General features: G+C 66.9%; 21 protein-coding genes. 11 read left to right on the plus strand and 10 right to left on the minus strand.

The features are described 5' to 3' along the window. Nucleotides 1-141: 141 nt before the first annotated feature. From ACIA8C_RS36555 to ACIA8C_RS36575, 5 genes are all read left to right on the plus strand, one after another. A complete protein-coding gene (locus ACIA8C_RS36555) occupies nucleotides 142-747 on the plus strand; it encodes a TetR/AcrR family transcriptional regulator (RefSeq protein ID WP_397142850.1) in 606 nt (201 codons plus the stop codon). A 13-nt stretch (nucleotides 748-760) separates the two neighbouring features. Beyond that, on the plus strand, nucleotides 761-2,317 hold the full coding sequence (locus ACIA8C_RS36560) for a flavin-containing monooxygenase (protein ID WP_397142852.1): 1,557 nt from the start codon (nucleotides 761-763) through the stop codon (nucleotides 2,315-2,317). Then, the gene (locus tag ACIA8C_RS36565; RefSeq protein WP_397142854.1) at nucleotides 2,314-3,129 is read left to right on the plus strand and encodes a mycofactocin-coupled SDR family oxidoreductase; all 816 of its coding nucleotides are present in this window, start codon (nucleotides 2,314-2,316) and stop codon (nucleotides 3,127-3,129) included. The genes ACIA8C_RS36560 and ACIA8C_RS36565 overlap by 4 nt, the downstream gene beginning before the upstream one ends. Nucleotides 3,130-3,246: 117 nt before the next feature. Beyond that, on the plus strand, nucleotides 3,247-3,906 hold the full coding sequence (locus ACIA8C_RS36570) for a VC0807 family protein (protein ID WP_397142856.1): 660 nt from the start codon (nucleotides 3,247-3,249) through the stop codon (nucleotides 3,904-3,906). Nucleotides 3,907-4,026: 120 nt separating this feature from the next. Then, nucleotides 4,027-4,380 (plus strand): HPF/RaiA family ribosome-associated protein, encoded by a 354-nt coding sequence (locus ACIA8C_RS36575; RefSeq protein WP_397142858.1) that lies wholly within the window; start codon nucleotides 4,027-4,029, stop codon nucleotides 4,378-4,380. A gap of 3 nt (nucleotides 4,381-4,383) precedes the next feature. Here the strand turns inward: ACIA8C_RS36575 and ACIA8C_RS36580 are convergent, their stop codons facing one another. Continuing rightward, nucleotides 4,384-4,833, minus strand: coding sequence for a hypothetical protein (locus ACIA8C_RS36580; protein ID WP_397142860.1), 450 nt, complete (start codon nucleotides 4,831-4,833; stop codon nucleotides 4,384-4,386). 152 nt (nucleotides 4,834-4,985) lie between these two features. On the opposite strand from ACIA8C_RS36580, the gene ACIA8C_RS36585 reads away from it, so the two are divergent. The 3 genes from ACIA8C_RS36585 (at nucleotide 4,986) to ACIA8C_RS36595 (ending at nucleotide 7,455) form a co-directional block, all read left to right on the plus strand. Beyond that, nucleotides 4,986-5,942, plus strand: coding sequence for a GlxA family transcriptional regulator (locus ACIA8C_RS36585; RefSeq protein ID WP_397142862.1), 957 nt, complete (start codon nucleotides 4,986-4,988; stop codon nucleotides 5,940-5,942). Nucleotides 5,943-6,051: 109 nt separating this feature from the next. Then, nucleotides 6,052-6,768, plus strand: coding sequence for a class I SAM-dependent methyltransferase (locus ACIA8C_RS36590; RefSeq protein ID WP_397142864.1), 717 nt, complete (start codon nucleotides 6,052-6,054; stop codon nucleotides 6,766-6,768). Between the two features lie 78 nt (nucleotides 6,769-6,846). Then, nucleotides 6,847-7,455 carry a dihydrofolate reductase family protein gene (locus ACIA8C_RS36595; protein WP_397142866.1) on the plus strand — a complete coding sequence of 203 codons (609 nt, stop codon included), beginning with the start codon at nucleotides 6,847-6,849 and terminating at the stop codon, nucleotides 7,453-7,455. Here ACIA8C_RS36595 and ACIA8C_RS36600 read toward each other — a convergent pair. Together ACIA8C_RS36600 and ACIA8C_RS36605 are read right to left on the minus strand one after the other, a co-directional pair. After that, nucleotides 7,452-8,165, minus strand: a complete 714-nt coding sequence (locus ACIA8C_RS36600; RefSeq protein WP_397142868.1) for an SGNH/GDSL hydrolase family protein — start codon at nucleotides 8,163-8,165, stop codon at nucleotides 7,452-7,454. The two genes, ACIA8C_RS36595 and ACIA8C_RS36600, sit on opposite strands and share 4 nt — an antisense overlap. Before the next feature lie 44 nt (nucleotides 8,166-8,209). After that, nucleotides 8,210-8,650 (minus strand): MarR family winged helix-turn-helix transcriptional regulator, encoded by a 441-nt coding sequence (locus tag ACIA8C_RS36605; protein WP_397142870.1) that lies wholly within the window; start codon nucleotides 8,648-8,650, stop codon nucleotides 8,210-8,212. Between the two features lie 83 nt (nucleotides 8,651-8,733). On the opposite strand from ACIA8C_RS36605, the gene ACIA8C_RS36610 reads away from it, so the two are divergent. Beyond that, nucleotides 8,734-9,918: an MFS transporter gene (locus tag ACIA8C_RS36610; protein ID WP_397142872.1), complete on the plus strand. Its 1,185-nt coding sequence runs from the start codon at nucleotides 8,734-8,736 to the stop codon at nucleotides 9,916-9,918. Here ACIA8C_RS36610 and ACIA8C_RS36615 read toward each other — a convergent pair. From ACIA8C_RS36615 to ACIA8C_RS36635, 5 genes are all read right to left on the minus strand, one after another. Next, nucleotides 9,915-10,838, minus strand: coding sequence for a hypothetical protein (locus ACIA8C_RS36615; protein WP_397142874.1), 924 nt, complete (start codon nucleotides 10,836-10,838; stop codon nucleotides 9,915-9,917). The genes ACIA8C_RS36610 and ACIA8C_RS36615 overlap by 4 nt on opposite strands. An 81-nt stretch (nucleotides 10,839-10,919) precedes the next feature. After that, nucleotides 10,920-11,465 (minus strand): thioredoxin family protein, encoded by a 546-nt coding sequence (locus ACIA8C_RS36620; protein ID WP_397142876.1) that lies wholly within the window; start codon nucleotides 11,463-11,465, stop codon nucleotides 10,920-10,922. An 87-nt stretch (nucleotides 11,466-11,552) separates the two neighbouring features. After that, nucleotides 11,553-12,494 carry a threonine/serine dehydratase gene (locus tag ACIA8C_RS36625; protein WP_397142878.1) on the minus strand — a complete coding sequence of 314 codons (942 nt, stop codon included), beginning with the start codon at nucleotides 12,492-12,494 and terminating at the stop codon, nucleotides 11,553-11,555. Between the two features lie 8 nt (nucleotides 12,495-12,502). Then, complete coding sequence (locus ACIA8C_RS36630) at nucleotides 12,503-13,894, minus strand: bifunctional lysylphosphatidylglycerol flippase/synthetase MprF (RefSeq protein ID WP_397142880.1); 1,392 nt, start codon at nucleotides 13,892-13,894, stop codon at nucleotides 12,503-12,505. Between the two features lie 213 nt (nucleotides 13,895-14,107). Then, the gene (locus ACIA8C_RS36635; protein ID WP_397142882.1) at nucleotides 14,108-14,878 is read right to left on the minus strand and encodes a dienelactone hydrolase family protein; all 771 of its coding nucleotides are present in this window, start codon (nucleotides 14,876-14,878) and stop codon (nucleotides 14,108-14,110) included. 227 nt (nucleotides 14,879-15,105) lie between these two features. Here ACIA8C_RS36635 and ACIA8C_RS36640 point away from each other — a divergent pair, with 227 nt between their 5' ends. Beyond that, nucleotides 15,106-15,612: a hypothetical protein gene (locus ACIA8C_RS36640; RefSeq protein ID WP_397142884.1), complete on the plus strand. Its 507-nt coding sequence runs from the start codon at nucleotides 15,106-15,108 to the stop codon at nucleotides 15,610-15,612. Between the two features lie 7 nt (nucleotides 15,613-15,619). Here ACIA8C_RS36640 and ACIA8C_RS36645 read toward each other — a convergent pair whose 3' ends face one another. Next, complete coding sequence (locus ACIA8C_RS36645; RefSeq protein WP_397142886.1) at nucleotides 15,620-16,201, minus strand: dihydrofolate reductase family protein; 582 nt, start codon at nucleotides 16,199-16,201, stop codon at nucleotides 15,620-15,622. Nucleotides 16,202-16,302: 101 nt separating this feature from the next. Here ACIA8C_RS36645 and ACIA8C_RS36650 point away from each other — a divergent pair, with 101 nt between their 5' ends. Continuing rightward, the gene (locus tag ACIA8C_RS36650; RefSeq protein WP_397142888.1) at nucleotides 16,303-17,064 is read left to right on the plus strand and encodes a helix-turn-helix domain-containing protein; all 762 of its coding nucleotides are present in this window, start codon (nucleotides 16,303-16,305) and stop codon (nucleotides 17,062-17,064) included. Here ACIA8C_RS36650 and ACIA8C_RS36655 read toward each other — a convergent pair whose 3' ends face one another. Continuing rightward, entirely contained in the window at nucleotides 17,065-17,466 is a 402-nt protein-coding gene (locus tag ACIA8C_RS36655; RefSeq protein ID WP_397142890.1) for a VOC family protein, read from the minus strand. It abuts the gene before it with no gap. Nucleotides 17,467-17,481: the final 15 nt, after the last annotated feature.

The raw sequence follows: 17,481 nt of genomic DNA on the forward strand, positions 1-17,481 counted from the left end.
AGCCGCACGCCTCCTGACTCACGCACCTGACCTCGCATACGATTTTCGGTGCGCCACATCGAGAGTCGTGCGGCTGCTCGGAGCACGGCGGCGCTGACCCACTCCTTGACGCTTTGAACAGATTGACGCAATATGTTCAACATGAGCAGTGCGGCGCAGAGCGCACCTTGGGGCGAAGCCTCCATCGAGCTGGTTCAAGGCGCGGCGGAATGCGTTCGGCGCTTCGGGGTCAACGGGTTTCGGCTGACCGAGGTCGCCAAGATCGCCGGTGTGTCCCGCGGGACGGTGTACAACGGCTTCGGCGATAAGGAAACCGCGATCAACGCGGGGCTGGCGTATCTGTGCAACGCCTTCATCGAGGGACTGGCGGCGGGGGTGCGGCCGTTGCCGACGCTGCGCGATCAGATCGGCGCGGCGGCGGCGATGATCTACGACCATATCAAGACACCGCAACCCTTTTCGCCCGCGCTGCGCACCGAAAGCATCATCGTCACGCTGCTGGAGCATTACGGCGACACCCTGTGCCACAGCTGGGCCACCTTCTGGGCGACGCTGGTCGCCGAGGCGCAGCACCGCGGCGAAGTCGATCCAGGGCTGCACCCGTTGCATGCCGGTGACTGGATCGTGCGCGTGCTACTCAGTCTGGAGATCTTGCCGTTCGCGGTGGCCGGTTTCGCCAGTGCGGACGACGTGCGGGCCCGCACCAGCGACTTCCTGCTGCACGGTCTCGCGCCCCGGGTCACTTAGAGAGTGGAAACAGATGACAAGTGCACACTTCGAGGTCGCGATCATCGGTGCCGGGCCGGGCGGCATCACCGCGGCGCATCACCTATTACGTTCCGGCATAACCGATTTCGTGATCCTGGACCGTGCGGACGACTTCGGCGGCAGCTGGCGCGACAATGTGTATCCCGGCCTGGCCGTCGACATACCAACCCTCTTCTATCAATTCCCCTTCGCTCGCAAGGCCGATTGGTCGCGGCTGTTCCCGGAGGGCGGCGAGATCCAGCGGTACAACCAGCAGGTCGCCACAGATCTCGGCCTGTACAAGTACTTTCGCGGCAACCACACGGTCGAACGCGAAGTGTGGGACGACGAGAATCAGGTCTGGGTGCTCGACATCGCCGGGGACGCGCCGGTCCGGGCACGGTTCGTGATCAACGCCGTCGGCGGGTACTTCGACACGAAACCTGCCGACACGATCCCTGGCACCGACAAATTCGGGGGGACGGTACTGCGGCCGAACTCGTGGGATACCGGGTACTCCTGTGCCGGTAAGCGAGTGGCGGTGATCGGTACCGGATCGAGTTCGGTGCAGATCGTCACGGCGGTCGTCGACGCGGCCGAGCAGGTGGACGTCTACCAGCGAACGCCATCGTGGATACTGCCCAAACCCGACTTCGCGTTTTCACCACGCCTGCAACGGATACTGGCGCTTCCTGGTGTCGCCGCGACCATAAACGGATCCGTACTGGCGATCATGGAACTTCCGTTACAGCTGATCTGCAACGTACTTCCCTTGCTCCCGCGCACACTGCTCGCCACAGCCATGCTTCAGTACGACAAGATCTGGCGCGGCCTCTACCGAATCCTGTTGCGGCGCAAGGTGAGCAGCGCTGCCGACCGGAAGGCGATGGTGCCGCGATACGGCATCCTCGCCAAGCGTCCCGTGCTGTCGAGCGGCTTCTTCGCCGCGCTCGAGTCGGACTCGGCGTCGCTGGTCGCGAATCCGATCGAGCGGATCACCGCCGACGGCATCCGGACCGCGGACGGCACGGAACGTCGGTACGACCTCATCGTCCTGGCAACGGGCTACGAACTGTTCACCGATCCGGAGACCTATCAGACCGGAAAGACGCTGGGTCCCAACGGCTTCGACTTAGCGGAAGAATATCGCGGCAACGGGCTGCGTAGCTACGGCGGCTCGGCGCACCCCGGTTTGCCCAACCGCTGGTCACTGGTCGCACCGCAGGGGTTCGTCGGCGCGGCTTGGCACACCTTCGTCGACCTCACCGCGCGGCACGCCGTCCGGATCATCACCGAGACCAACCGACGGAAAGCCGCTGTCGCACAGGTCCGTACCGAAGCGTTCGGCCGCTGGGTCCGCAAGATGCGCAGACACGGCAAAGCCATCAGCATCTACACCGTCGACTGCAACCCCGGTCTACGCACCTATTTCGTCAATTCGCAGGGTGACGCGCTGTACTACCGGCCGCAAACCATCAGTGGCGCACTGTGGTTCAGCCGATTCTCGCCCATCGACGACTACGCCTTCACGTCACACAAGGATCCATCGAGAATCGAGGGAACACTATGACCGCACTCGCCGGAAAAGTAGCGCTGGTGACCGGAGCCGCACGCGGGCAAGGGCGTTCGCACGCGGTCCGGCTGGCCAGGGCCGGCGCCGACATCGTCGCCATCGACTTCTGCGCGCAGTCCGCGCGGTTCAGCGGTTATCCGATGGCCGAGCCCGAGGACCTGGCCGAGACCGCCCGCCTGGTCGAGGGCGAGGGACGCAAGATTCTGGCCAGGCAGGTCGACGTGCGCGACCTGGCCGGGCAGCAGGACACGGTGGCCGAGGTCATCGCCGCCTTCGGCCGCCTCGACATCGTGGTCGCCAATGCCGGGGTGTGCAGCTGGGGCCGGCTGTGGGAGATTTCGCCCGAGCAGTTCCAGGAGGCCATCGATGTCAACCTGGTCGGGGTGTGGAACACCGTCAAGGCGACGGTGCCCGCGATGATCGAGGCGGGCAACGGCGGATCGATCATCACCGTCAGTTCGTCCGCGGGTGTCAAGGCACCGCCGGGCTGCGGCCATTACGCCGCAAGCAAATTCGGCGTCGTCGGCCTGACCAAATCGCTGGCCATCGAGCTCGGCGAATACGGCATCCGGGCGAACACGGTGCTGCCGTACGGCACCAACACTCCGCTCGGCAACGACACGTCGATGTACTCGATGTTCGAACAGCACCCCACCTTCGTCTACAGCTTCCAGCCGAATCTGCTGAAGACCGACGGACTGGTGGAACCCGAGGAGATATCCGAGGTCGTGGTCTGGCTGGCCGGGGATGCGTCGGGCGTCATCACCGGCGCCCAGATACCCGTCGACAAGGGCTACCTGGCCAGGTAGCCGGGCATGACAACTGTCATGCCGCAGTCGTGATGGTTGACAGATTCGCTGGCTCGCCGCCATCCGTAGCGTCAATTCTCGTAGCGCACGGACGAATACGCCGACGAGGAGCAACCGATGACCAGCACCGCATCCCACACCGAGAAGGTCGACCAGCCGGTCGAGTCGCCGGTCAAGCAGTACGCCTGGGTGGCGTCGATCGCCCGCGATATCGCCATCCCGGTAGGCGCCTACTTCGTCATGCACCGGCTCGGTTACAGCGACTTCGCCGGACTGCTCGCCGGAACCCTGCTCTCGGCCGCGATGGTGATCGGGCAGGCCATCCGGTCCCGGCGCCTCGAGGTGATGTCGGCAATCATTCTGGGCGGCTTCGTCTTCGGGCTCCTCGCCTCGTTGATCAGTGGTGACCCTCGGCTGATGATCGCCAAGGATTCCGCGGCGACGGTGCTGATCGGTCTCGCGTTTCTGATCAGCGCCATGATCGGCAAGCCGTTGATCTACTTGGTGGCGCGCAAGGCGATCGCCGCGGGCGGCCCGGCCAAGCTGGCCGCTTTCGAAGCGGCCTACCGCACCAATCCCGACAAGCGCAGGGCGTTCACCACGATGTCCGTGCTCTGGGGCGCGGGCCTGGTGGCCGAGGCCACGCTCCGGATCGTGCTTGCCTACCAGCTGCCGATCCACACCATGGCGTGGCTGTCGCCGGTGCTGATGATCGCGGTGGTCGGGCCGCTGATGGTGCTTTCCATCCTGGCTCGCAAGCGCGGTCAACGCGCCTGAGTCGCGGCGGCAACGGCCCGGTCCACCAGGACCGGGCCGTTTCGTATGACATCGGCCACTTGGTCCGCGCAGGTAGTGTCGGTTTCGTCGAGTTTGCTACCTAACGGAATGGAGAAAGCTGTGCAGATCCAGATCAATACCGGAAGCGGCATCCACGGCGGCGAAGACCTGAACCGGTGGGCGGAGGCCGAGATCGCTTCGGTGCTCGACCGTTTCAGCGAACAGCTGACGCGGGTCGAGGCCCACCTGACCGACCAGAACGGCGAGAAGGGCGGGCCGGAAGACAAGCAGTGCGTGCTGGAGGCCCGGCCGACCGGACAGCATCCGGTAGCGGCCACCCATCGCGGCGAGACGCTCGAGGAGGCGGTGCGCGGCGCGGCGGACAGCATGGCGCACCTGCTCGACAGCAAATTCGGTCGCCTGCACCACGCCAAGGGCGGCGAGACGATCAGGCACATGGCGGCGCCGGAGTAGGGATCAGGCCCCGGTGGTAGAGCCTGGCCGGACGATCATCAGCACGGTGACGATGACCCACAGCAGGTTGAAAATGCCTGTGTCCATGCCGAGTCGGCGGATCAGCGTCGGCGTAGCTCCGGGCAGGTCGGCGAGAATCTTGTGCTGGCCGGGCAGGATCATCAGCGCGAGTACGCCGGCGGCGGCCGCGGTCAGGCCGATCGAGGCGATCAGCCAGGTGTTGGTGAGCACGCCGAGGCTGAGCGCGGTGAGCGCGCCGAAGACGGGGATCAGGATGCCGAGATAGGCATAGACCCGGCAGATGCGGTGCAGTGTGGCGAGCACGGCGGATTCGCTACCGGGCGCGGCCAGGGCTCGGCGCGTGGTCGGCGCGAACATGCTCGCCGCGACCGTAACCGGCCCGACGGCGAGGATCACGGCCAGCACATGGACCGACAGCAGAAACTTCGTCACAGCGGCGAGGTTAGCGGTCAATCGGCCGATGGAGAACAGGCAAAACTGCCACGCACCAGTTGATTTTCGCCAACCGTCCCGACGTCGGGATTATTCAGATGACGCAGGTCACAGGCATTGGCTCGAATCGGGTGGTCACCTACTCTAGTGCCATGCATGTCGTGGCTGTGCTCGCGCTGGACAAGGTGATTCCCTCGGACCTCACGACGCCGATCGATGTGTTCGGCGCGGCCAGACTGCCCGACGGCCGAGCCGCCTACCGGGTGCAGGTCTGTGGCGTCACGCCGACGGTGGACGCGGGGGCCTTCACGCTGCGACCGCCGTTCGATCTGACGGCCTTGGCCGCCGCGGACACGATCATCGTGCCCGGCTGCGCCGATCCCACGCTGCCGGTTCCCGGCGAAGTCCTCGACGCGCTGCGGCAGGCGGCGGGCCGGGGCACCCGCATCGCCTCGATCTGTGTCGGCGCGTTCGTGCTCGCCGCCACCGGACTGCTGGACGGACTTCGCGTGACAACGCACTGGGTCGCGGCCACCGAGTTCGCCGCGCGCTATCCCGCGCTCGAGGTCGACCCGGATGTGCTCTATGTCGACAACGGCCAGCTGCTCACCTCGGCGGGCGCGGCCGCGGGAATCGACCTGTGCCTGCACATGATTCGCCGTGACCACGGATCCGCGGTCGCCGCCGACGCGGCCCGCCTGTCCGTCGTTCCGCTGGAACGCGAAGGGGGACAGGCGCAATTCATCGTGCACGACCAGCCGCCAACCCCGCGCGGCTCCGTCCTGGAACCCGTAACGCGTTGGCTGCAGGACAATTTCGCGAAGGATCTGACCCTCGATGAGATCGCCGCGCACGCCGGGATGAGCACCCGCACGCTCAACCGGCGCTTCCGGGAACAGACCGGGACAACGCCGCTGCAGTGGTTGCTGCGGGCCCGGATTCGCCAGGCCCAGTATCTGCTCGAATCCACCGCCCATCCGGTGGACCGGATCGCGGGGCAGGTCGGTTTCGGCTCGCCGACCGCCTTCCGGGATCGTTTCAAGCGGGTGGTCGGCACCAGCCCGCACAGCTATCGTGCGGCGTTCCACGGGACCGGCATGGGGGACTGAACCGCGGCGAAAGTGTGTCACGTCAAACCGGAGACACTTACTCCGTTTGTGGTTAGAATTCATCCGTCGAATTCCCGATCCACCATCAAGGCGAGGGACAGGTTCAGCTATGACCGACTATGACGGAACACCCGAGATCGACCCGTCTTCCATCGATTTCGAAGAGGCCTATCGAAGCCGCACCATCGTCGAGGGCCTCACTATGGACCGGCTGCCGTGGGAGATCGGCAGGCCGCAGCCGCTGCTCGTCGAGTTCGAGCAGGCCGGGCGAATCACCGGCGACGTGCTCGATATCGGTTGCGGCCCCGGGGATACCACGATCTACCTGGCCGGACTCGGCTACCAGGTGACCGGCCTGGATTTCGCGCCGACAGCGATCGAGAAGGCGCGGGCCAAGGCGGCCGAGGGCGGCATCACCGCGTCGTTCGCGGTGGCGGACGCGACCGTGCTCAGCGGGTACGACGGACGCTTCGACACCGTCGTCAGCAGTGCCCTCGCGCACTGTCTGGATCCCGAGCAGCGCAAGGCACACGTTGCCGCGCTGCACCGAGTGATGCGGCCCGGCGCGCGGTTGATCCAATTCTGTTTCTCCCAGGCCGATTACAGCGACACGTACGCTCCGTACTCGATCGGCGAGGAGGAACTTCGTGCCACCTTCCGAGCGCCGGACTGGGACCTCACCGAGTTGCGCCCGGGCAGGCTGACCGCGATCAAGCCGTCACCAGAGTTCAAGGCGGTGATGGATCGCAGCGGTGCGCAGCTCGAGTTCGACGCGGAGGGTTCGATGTTGCTGCCGATCTGGGTAGTGGAGGCTGAACGGGTCTGACCCCGCCGGGCCGATGAGTTTCCGATCGCCGCTCCGTCAGATCAGGCAACACAGGTTCAACTGACCAAGGAGTGGATGATGAGGAAAATCACCGCAGGCATGTTCGTTGCGCTCGACGGCGTCGTGGCGGACCCGCAGGACTGGCACTTCCCGTACTTCAACGAGGAAATGGGTGCGGCGGTGGGCGCGCAGCTCGGGTCCGCCGAGACGCTGCTGTTCGGGCGGGTGACCTACGAAGGCTTCGCGGCGGCCTGGCCGGAGCGGGAAACCGCGGGCGGCGAGGACGCGGGCATGGCCAAGTCGATGGGCGATGCTCGGAAGATCGTCGTCTCGCATCAGGATCTCGACCTGCCCTGGCGCAATTCCGAGGTGCTGAAGGGTGATCTGGTCGAGGCGGTGACCGCGCTGAAGAACGAGCCGGGCGGCGATATCGGCATGAGCGGCTCGGTCTCCATCGTGCGCCAGCTGCTGCGGGCCGGGTTGCTGGACGAGCTGCACCTGCTGGTGCACCCGATCGCGGTCGGCAAGGGCCTGCGGTTGTTCGACGAGAATGACGCGACGCTGCCGCTGCGGCTGCTCTCCTCGGAGACCTTCACCACCGGCGTGCTGCACCTCGTCTACACCAAGGACGAGTCGGCGCCGACCGGCGGCTACGAGGAGGCGAAGGCCGCGCTGCCCAAGGACTAGCGATCGATGAGATGCGGGTCGTCGTGGACGGCCCGCATGGCGGGGGCGTCGAGCAGGTGCGCGAGCTGTTTGACCACTTCGGCGGCCAGCACCGCCTGGCCCGAGGTGGTGAAGTGAATACCGTCCGCGCTCAACAGGTTCGGGCGATCGTTGAGCGGGTGATCCCACATGTCGATGACGGTGGCGTCGAATTCCGCGGCCAGCGCGCGGGTGATGTCGTTGACCCTGCGGACGCGATCACGCCAGTCCGGAAAGACCGGCACCACATAGGCTTTGCCCAGGGTGAAGGCGGTGAGCTTCGCGCCGGTGCTCGCCGCCATGCGGTACATATCGCGCAGGAGCTGTTCGATCTCGCCGAAATCCGGTGTGCGGCGGACGATATCGTTCGCGCCGGACGGCAGGTGCAGTAGGTCGGGGGCGAACTCCAGCATCCGATCCGCTTGCCGCCGTAGCGTTTCCAGCGTGGTCGCCCCGTCTACCGCGGTGTTGAGATACGCGAGATCGGGACGCACGCGGCGCAGGACGTCGGCGACGCGGTCGGCCCAGCCGAGGGTCGCGTAACCCGGGCTCGGGTCGCCGGTGCCCGCGGAGAGGCTGTCGCCGATCACGGCGAATCGTTGCCAGGGGGCGCTGTAGAGCAGTGCCGCGGCCGCCAGGGGTGGCAGGCAGTACGGATCGGTTTCTTCGGTGCTGGGGAATGCCACGGTCATGTAGAAAACAATACGTGCGTACGTATGTTTATATCAAGTGGTTGTCAGTCCTGGTCTTCGGCGGCCATGGCGTGCAGTAGGTCGCGTAGGGCTTGCTGTTGCGTGGCGGTGAGCGAGGTGAGCGGGGATTCGGCACCGAGGAGCTCCACCGCGGTGGCGCGGCGGCGCTTGCCGGTGGGGGTCAGCACGATTTGTTTGGCGCGACGGTCGGTCGGGTGGGGTTCGCGGCGGATCAGGTCCTGCTGTTCGAGCCGGTCGAGGACGAAGGTCGCGTTCGACGGCTCACAGGACATCCGGGAGGCCAGCTCTCGCGCGGTGATCGGCTCGGACAGTTCGCGCAAGGCGATGACCTGTGACGGGGTGAGTTCGAGCTGTTCGGCGACGCGGCGGACGTGCACGTCGAGCCGGTGGGTGAACCGGTGCACCAGCTTGCAGACGTCCCGGTCGAGTTCGGTGTCCACGTTCGTCGGGGGCTGGCGCGTCATTCCGCCGAGTCTAGCGCTACTGGTTCGAACTGTGATAGTTCTAGTTCACATCATTTGAGTTAGAACTATCTGAGGATGCTGTGATGCGGCCTGCTGTCTTTTCGTTGATGTTGGTGGTCTTCAGCCTCACCACCGGGGAGTTCGTGATCGCCGGGATATTGCCGGAAGTCGCTGACGGGCTATCGGTTTCGGTGGCGGCGGCGGGAATGCTGGTGACCGCGTACGCGATCGGCATGATCGTCGGTGGGCCGGTGGTCACCGTGTTGACGGCGCGGGTGGCGCGCAAGCCGCTCGTCGCCGGGCTGGTGTTGTTCTCGGTGCTGGCGAACGCGGGATCGGCGATCGCGCCGAATTACGCTGTGCTGCTGGTGATGCGGGGCGCGGCGGGATTGGTCGTCGCCACGTTCTTCGCGGTGGCGATCGCTACCGCGGTGTCCACGGCCGAGCCGGGTAAGGAAGCCGCCGCTGTCGCGCGGGTGGCGCTGGGGATGAATCTGGGCATCGTGCTCGGGACGCCGATCGGGGCCGTTATCGGTCAAAGTTGGGGTTGGCGTGCGACTTTCGTTGCCGTCGCGTTGTCTGCGGCAGCCGCGCTGCCGTTGGTGCTCCGGTTCATGCCTGGTCAGCCCGGAGCGAGCGGATCGGTGCTCGGTGAGTTGCGCGTCTTCGGTGACCGCGCGGTGTGGTGGGCGATCGCGCTGACGGCGCTCGGCAATATCGGCGTGGTCACCGTTTTCACGTTCATCACGCCACTGCTCACCGATATCAGCGGTTTCGCCGCAAGCACGGTGCCGGTGCTGCTGTTGGTATACGGCGTCGGCGCGGTCGTCGGCAACCAGGCCGGCGGCTGGCTGGCCGACCGGGCGTTGCTGCCTTCGGTGGCGGGTCTGCTTGCGGCCCTGGTCGGTGCGTTATTGCTGTTCTGGCTGGTCGGTAGCGATCAAATCTGTGCTGCGGTACTCACTTTCGTGATCGGCGCACTGGCGTTCGCGATCATTCCGGGGATGCAGACCCGGGTTGTCATGGCGGCCGCCGACGCGCCGACGCTGGCCGTCGCGGTCAACGCGTCCGGGTTCCAATTGGCGGCGGCGTGCGCGGGCTGGCTGGGCGGCGGCGTGACCGGTGACGGATCGGGCCTGCGCTCGATTCCGCTCGTCGGCGCGGTGCTGACCGCAGCGGGCTCGGCGCTGGCAGTCTACCTGCTGTGGCGTGATCGCACCCCGGACGCGGGGTCTGAGAGAGCGCAGGCTGTTGCTGAGAACCGTTAGGAAATAAGGGCTTTGGCGACGATGCCGCCGGTGATCGCCTTGGTCAGGTAGTTGGTGGAATCATGCGGACTCGCGCCGTTGTCCAGTGGTTCCTCGGTGATCGGTGCGACGTCGGCACCGGGGAACGGCGGGAAGAACGGGGCGAGGTCGAGGTGGGCGGCGACGAGGTCGTCGCGATCCACCAGGTTGTGCCAGCTGGTAACGGATTTGGGGACGGTGGACGGTTGCGGGCGGAGCCGTTCGTAGATGACGGTGCGCAGGCCGAGCGGCGAGCCCATGGTCAGCAGGGCCACCTCCTGGTCGACGCGATGCAATGCCTCATAGGCCACCACCGAGCCGAGGGAGTGGGCGACGACGAGCTTGGTCTCGGGGCCGACGAGCGCGAGCACCTGCTGCTGGGCGTACTCCCGGACGGCCTGATCGGTGAAGTAGCGAGTCACCTGAGAAAGGGCCCGCACCACGAACTTCTCGGCGAGCCCGACGCCGAACGGGGCGAACCAGCGCAGCCGGACCAGCGCGTTGAGTGCGGGGCGCAGTGCGGCTTGGACACCCTGCGGCCGGGCGTCCGGCGGCGGCACGGCGGCCAGGCGCTGCGCGGTCGCCCGGTCGCGTTGGTCGCCCGCGTGCTCGGCGGCCGTCGCCAGCCACTGCTCGGCGAGTTGCTCCATCAGCTCGAGCTGCTCGTCGTCGAGATCGCCGACCGCGCCGCCCTGGGCGCCCTTGGCCAGAAATTGATTGCCGTAGAACGCCATTCTGGTCGAGATGTCACCCGGTAAACCGTTGCGCCACAGACGATCAGCGAGATCGTTGTCGCCGTGATTGCGCACCCCGCCCGCGAGCCCCGGCAGCCATTGCGCTTCCAGCGTGTCGGCCGCGGCCTGCTCCTGGGCGATCCCGTGTACGAGGACGATGGTTGCCAACGTCCCACCCCTTTCGTTGGACGGTCGACGCCGTCTCGCGCCATTTTCGCCCACTCGGCGCCGCTTGTCGCGCGAGAATGGTCAGTCGGCCCGCCATTTGATCGAGCAGCCCATGCTCGGCCGATGTGGTTCCGGCACCGGCTTGCCGTCCAGCACGGTTTCGATGGCGGCACGCAATTCGTTGCCGGTCAACGGTTTTCCGTTGCCAGGCGTGGATTCGTCGAAGGCGCCCCGGTAGGCGAGGGTGAGGGCCGCGTCGTAGAGAAAGAAGTCCGGGGTGCACACGGCCTGGAACGCGTGGCCGACTTCCTGTGCCTCGTCGACGAGGTAGGGAAACGTCCAACCCGCGCGAATGGCCTGGTCGCGCAGCCGGATCGGGGCGTCGTCGGGGTAGGCGGCGGCGTCGTTGGCGCAGATCGCCACCGTCGGTATGGGCAGCGAATCGACGACCTCACCCAGCGCCGATTCGAGATGCTTGACGTACGGGCAATGGTTGGACGCGAAGACGACGAGCAGGCCGGGACCGTCCGCGAACTCCGCGCGCGAATGTGTCCGCTGATCTAGATCGGGCAGCGTGAAGTCCGGTGCCGGTGTGCCGAGGGGAACCATGCGGGATGCGAGCGCCATGGAAATGCTTCCGTCGGGATCGAAGACGGTACGAGCCTAACGCCGCTCGATAGTGTTCGCCGGGAATCCGGCAGGCGCGATCGCGCGCTACGTCGTCAAATCGGCGGGGTCGGTATTCGCACCGCACACCACGACGCACACCTTCTCGTCGGGCTCGGGCCGGAATGGCGGCGGGTTGTCGCCGCCGCCGAGTGCGGCAAGCGCTGTGGCGGCACCGTATTCGACGACGAGACGGCGGTCTTCCCAGAGGGTGCGGCGGGCCGCGATGATGTCGGCGTCGTCGACGAGCACCGAGGTGACGTCGTAGTGCTGCGCGGCGTGCAGGGCCAGCTCGGTGGCGCGGCGCGCGCCGAGGGAGTCCGCGGCGATCGAATCGATGTCCACGTCGACCAGCCGACCGGCCTCGATCGACGCGTTGAGGGCACGGCAGCGGGCGGGTTCCACCGCGATGGTCCGGACGCCGTAATGCGCTGCGGCGGTAGCCACTCCGGCGAACAGCCCGCCACCACCGACGGCGACCACCACGGTGTCCAGGTCGGGGATGCGCTGATGGATCTCCTCCATCAGCGTGCCCGCGCCCGCGGCGATCAGCGGGTTGTCATAGGCGTGTGACAGCAAAGCGCCTGTCGTTGCCGCGAATTCGCGACTGGCCGTGAGCGCGTCGGCGTATTGCGTGCCGATCAGCGTGACCTCGGCGCCATAGGAACGCAGCCGGTCCACCTTCACCTTCGGCGCGGTGGCGGGTAGGAACACGGTGGCACGCACACCCTCATTGCGCGCGGCCCAGGCGCAGGCCAGCCCGGCATTGCCACCGGAGGCGATGGTGACGCCCGCGTCCGGCAGCGTGCCGTTCTCTCGATGGGTGAGCAGAAAGTTCAGCGCGCCACGCGCTTTGAAGCTGCCGGTGTGCTGCAGGAACTCCAGCGCGAGCCACCGATTCCGGTCGTCGGCGGGCGCGACGGCGACCGGCCGGACCTGGCCCGCCACTCGCTCGACGGCGGCTTTGATATCGCTGTGGGTCAGTTCCATCGGCTTCCTCAGTGTTCGCGGCGGTGCGGTGCGAACTCCAGGGTAAGCAGTGCGGCGGCCGCGATGATGACCTCGCGCCAGCGGATCAGCACGTACCGCTGATCGGTCAGCGCGTGGAACTTGCGCAGGAACCGATACAGCGATTCCAGCCGGATCAGCGGATCACCAAGGTGCACCGCCACATAGATCAACTTCGCGGTGCGCGACTTCTCCTTGTCGGCGAAGAGCTCCGGAAAGGGTGCGAAGGCCAACGAGATTCGATGGATGTCGTGCTCGCGGGCGTAGTCGACCAGGTCGATGATCATCCGCTCGTCCAGGCCGTTCGGCGCGTCCTTGCGCCGCCACGGCACGTCGAGGGTGAGTTCGCGGCCACGATTGGACACGCCGTAGCGCTGGAAGCCGGACAGCGTGCCGTCTTCGTCCTTGGCCATGACCACCAGCATGTTCGGGTTTCGCCCGTCCAGCAGGTGATCGAGGATCATCGAGAACCCTCGGGTCTGCCTGCCCCTGCCCCACGAGTCGACGATGGCGAGCAGTCCGTCGCGTTGGGCGTCGGTGAGCGCGGACTCGTCCACGATCTCGGTGCTGACGCCGAAATTGCGGGTGCGGCTGACGGCTTGGCGAAGGTTGCGGTAGTGCCTGCCGACCATGGCGAAGTTGTCCACGTCGATCACCACGTCGCGGCCGATCGGGACGGCGTGCAGCCCACGGTGATCCAGCGCGCGGCGTTGCCACATCGCGGCCAGGTCCGGGCTGGCGCCGAGCACCGCGACCCGCCAGCCCTGGTTGATCGCGAATTCGGAGAACTCGGTGAGCAAGGCGGGGAAGGCGGCCCGGTCGCCGATCGGATCGCCCGCCACCACGGCGATGCCGAAGCGGGTGCGGTAGCCGATCCCGGCGGTCGAATTCGCGTTGAAGAAGTAGGTTTTCGAGGAGTGCAGCGCGAACGGGGCCAGCGGGTCCAGCTCGGTCCGGCCGACCAATTCGGCGACGCGATACAGCTGTTCGGGCTGCGGCTTGCTCGACTGCGGCAGCACCATGATGAACCCGCTGGAGGCGAGCAGCACGAAACCGATGCCGGGGTGCTCCGCGCGGTAGGCGAGACTGGCGATCGCCAGCACCAGGACGGCGACCGCGAAGTGCGCCAAGGTGATCGGCCGCCGCAGGTGCAGCCCGCGGGCCACGAATACACCCGCCACCGCGATGCCGACGAACCACGCGTGGTCGGCGCCGTCCTTCGCCGCGGGGTGGGCCGCGTACACCAGGAAGACGCTGACGATCAGCGCGACGCCGATGAAGACCGGACGGGTAGAAGGGGTGGTGGTGAGTGCGGCTTGCCGATACCCGGTCAATGCCGAGTAGCGCTGCGCCGCCGCTGCCGTGCCCCGTTCGTCACTCACGCTTGGACTCCGCCCCGTTGTCGCGTTCCCCCATCCACACCAGCTTTGCCATGTGGTCCTCCCGATGATCGCCTACTCACAACACTATGCGGAACCGGCGGTTCCAGCGGCAACGGCCCCCGAAAACCGGCCGGTTGGTCGCGTCGCGGCACAGTCCGGCCTGGCGGCTGGAGTCGATGCCGACTCCAGCCAAAACATCGGATGATATGGCCTTTATTCCGGGTCTAAGGTGCGATTCAGCAGGGCCAGGAGATCGCGCAGGTGACGCGCGTACGCGTCCTCGCTGTACGCGGGCATGTCCCGCATGGTGAAACCGTGCGCGGCGTCGGGATAGACGACCGAGGTGTAGCGCACGCCCGCCTTGTCCAGGGCCTGCTCGAGGCGGGTGATGTCCTCGGGTGGCATGGACGAGTCGTGATCGGCGTGCGCGATGAACAGTTCCGCGGTGATGTCGCCCGCGGTGTGGTGCGGGCTGTCCGGCCGGTCGTCGGCCGCCAGAAAGCCGCCGTGGAAGCTGGCCGCGGCGGCCACCTGGTCACCGAAGGTGGCGGCGGTGCGCAATGCGAGCCTGCCGCCCATGCAGTAACCCGTCGTCGCGAGCGCGCCGGGTGCCACCAGATCGTTGGCGGACAGCCACGCGAGGTAGCCGTGCGCGTCCTGCATGGCCTTGTCGGGGGTGAGCGCCTCCCGCACCGGGGCGAGCGCCGCGAAGAACGTGCTCATCGCATCTGGCTCGCGGAAATCCGGCAGGGGTATCACCGGGGCGTGGCCGGAACGGTAGAAGAAGTTGGGCGCGAGTACGGCGAACCCGTGCGCGGCAATGGTTTCCACCATCTCGCGCAGCCAGGGTCGCAGGCCGAGCGCGTCCGGAAAGAACAGCAGGCCCGGATGTGCGGCGCCGTCGTCGGGATGGGCGAAGTAGGCGTCGGCGGTGCCGTCGGGCAGTGGAATGTCGACCGTGTGGAACGTGACAGGTGCAGTCATCAGACGAGTCTCCGTGGAGTAATGGCGACAACGAACGAGCCAACATTACCCCGGCAAATTACTGAATAATTCGGCGATTTCGGGCGCGTGTAGTCTCCATTCGACTCCGAAGTTGTCATGCTCTGTCTGTCGGCGGCGGGCACGTGGTCACGATGGGCACCCCCGCAGTTCGATCGCTGATCCGTACCAATCGCCGGGTAAGTGGGCGCGACGAGAGGGTTTGATCTGTGAAATTGATTTGGCTGGTGGGTCCGGCGCTGGTCGCGGTGGTGGTGTCAGGGTGCTCCGACGACAAGTCGGCGAGCAAGGAATCGTCCGCGTCGAGTAATCCGGGAACTTCCAGTTCGACAGGGGCCACCACCACGGCGGGTGACGACAGCGAAACCGGTGGCGGCGTGCGGATCGCGCTCGGCGAGACCAAAAAAGTCGCCGTTCCGGCCGACGCCGTGATGGATATCCGGATGCCCGCGGAGTGGGGGCCTGCCGCAAATGAGCTGCGCTGCACGGTGGTCGACAGTTCCGGCCGGAACGAAGATCTCCGGTCCTCGGATGCGAAAAAGACCGAATCGGTGAATGGCAAGGATTGGATGACGGTGTGGACATTTTCCGCCGCCCCGGTCGGCGATGTCACGGTCGGCTGCACCGACCCCGACTCTAAAATCGCCGCCGCGCACCCCGACGCGTTCGTCCGGGTCGTGCCGCGCGGCGTGTTCCCGAGCCCAGCTCCGCGCTGAGCCTGCGTCAGCTCCGCTGCGAGGCGGGCGCCCAGTTCGGATCGTTGGCCCGGGCGAACTCGCGTCGCGGGTCCACCGCGTAGACGATTTCGACCGAGCCGCCCGGCAACGCGCGGGAACTCTCGAAGGTCAGCCCGATATTCGGATCCAGCGAATCGGTCAGCCGCATGCCCCCGCCGAGCAAGAACGGCAGCACCACCAATTCGAGCTTGTCCAGCGCGCCGAGCGCGCGAAAGGTCTCGATGGTCCGCGGCCCGCCGATGAGGTGGACGTCGCCGCCGCGGTTGGCCGCGCGCAGCTGCTCGAGCAAGCGCACCGGATCGCTGTCGACGGTGACATGGTCGGGGGTGCCAGCCGGACGATGCGAACCGAGCACGAACACTTGCAGATCCGGCCACGGCCACCGGTCGTTGGTCAGCGCAGGCTCGAAGGTGGTGCGGCCCATCAGCGCCGCCTCGCAGCTGCCGAGGAACTCCGCGATGCCGTGACTGCCCGGCGCGTGGACGGGATCAACCACCTGCGGCGGCCAGCCGTTCGGGGTGGTGATGTATCCGTCGGCACTCGTGCACAGACGAGCCAGGATCCGCATGGTGCTTCCTTCCCTCGGCGAGATCGGTCCTACGTAAGACGATGGTGCACGCCGAAACTCATCGCTGCTCGATGTCGGGGGGTGGCGGTAGCGTCGGAGGTGTGGACGACGCCTGGGATGGTCTGGGGTATCGGGAGCGGCCGTCCAGGTTCGGGCAGGCCGTTGTGTGGACGCGGACGATAACGGGGGCGGACGCCGGCTCGCCGGTGCTGCCGGACGGATGTATTGATCTGTTGTGGGTTGGTGGGCGGCTGGTGATCGCCGGGCCGGATACCCGGGCCTATCGGCCTGCGGCGATGGTCGGGACGCGGTATGCCGGTATTCGGTTCTTTCCCGGGACGGCGCCCGCGTTGCTCGGTGTGCCCGCGGCGGAATTACGGGATCAGCGGATCGAGCTGGCCGACGTGTGGGCGTCGGGAACGGTGCGGCGACTGACTGAGCAGCTCGCGGCGGCCGACGATCCGGTGCTGGCGCTGGAGCGCATCGCGCTGCGGCGGGCTGGGGAGGTGGAGCCACCCGATCCGGTGTTGCGCCGGGTGGTGGCGGCGTTGGACGCGGGCTGGTCGGTGGCCGCGACCGCCGAGGCGGCCGGGCTGAATGCGCGACTGCTGCATCGGCGTGCACTGGCGGCCTTCGGCTATGGACCCAAAACCCTGGCGCGGGTGTTGCGCATGCAACGCGCGCTGGCGGCGGCGCGCAGTGGAGTGTCGTTCGCCGACACCGCGGCGGCGACCGGGTTCGCGGACCAGGCGCACTTGGCGCGGGAGGTGCGTGATCTCACCGGAATGCCGTTGGGGCAGGTGCTGACTCGGTCAGCTGCCGCGGTGCCGGACGAAATCGACCTGCTGCCGGCGGTGAGCTGATCAGTCGACGGTCGGCAGTGCGGCGTAGAGGTCGACGCCGTTGCCGTCCGGGTCTTGGACGACGGCATAGCGCTGACCCCAGAAGGCGTCCCATGGCTTCAGCTCGCCGTGGTAACCCGCGTCGATGAGATCGGTGTAGACGGCGTCGACCTCGGCGGGGTCGGCGCAGCGAAAGGCGAGTCCGATGCGGCCCGTGCCGGTCGGGGGTTGCCAGCCGGTGTGGAAGGACTTGACGGTGGCCTCGGTGTCGAGTGCCAGCCGGAAACCGTTGGGCAGGGTGGCTTCGGCGTGCGGCTCGTGCTCGGAGCCCGCGGGGAAGTCGAGGCCGAGGCGGCGGTAGAAGGCGACCGAGGCGCTCATATCGGTGACGACGATGCCGGCGAGGTCGAGTTGTGGAGTCATGTCAGCACCGTAGCC

The organism is Nocardia sp. NPDC051321 (genome assembly GCF_044455225.1).
Lineage (GTDB): Bacteria > Actinomycetota > Actinomycetes > Mycobacteriales > Mycobacteriaceae > Nocardia.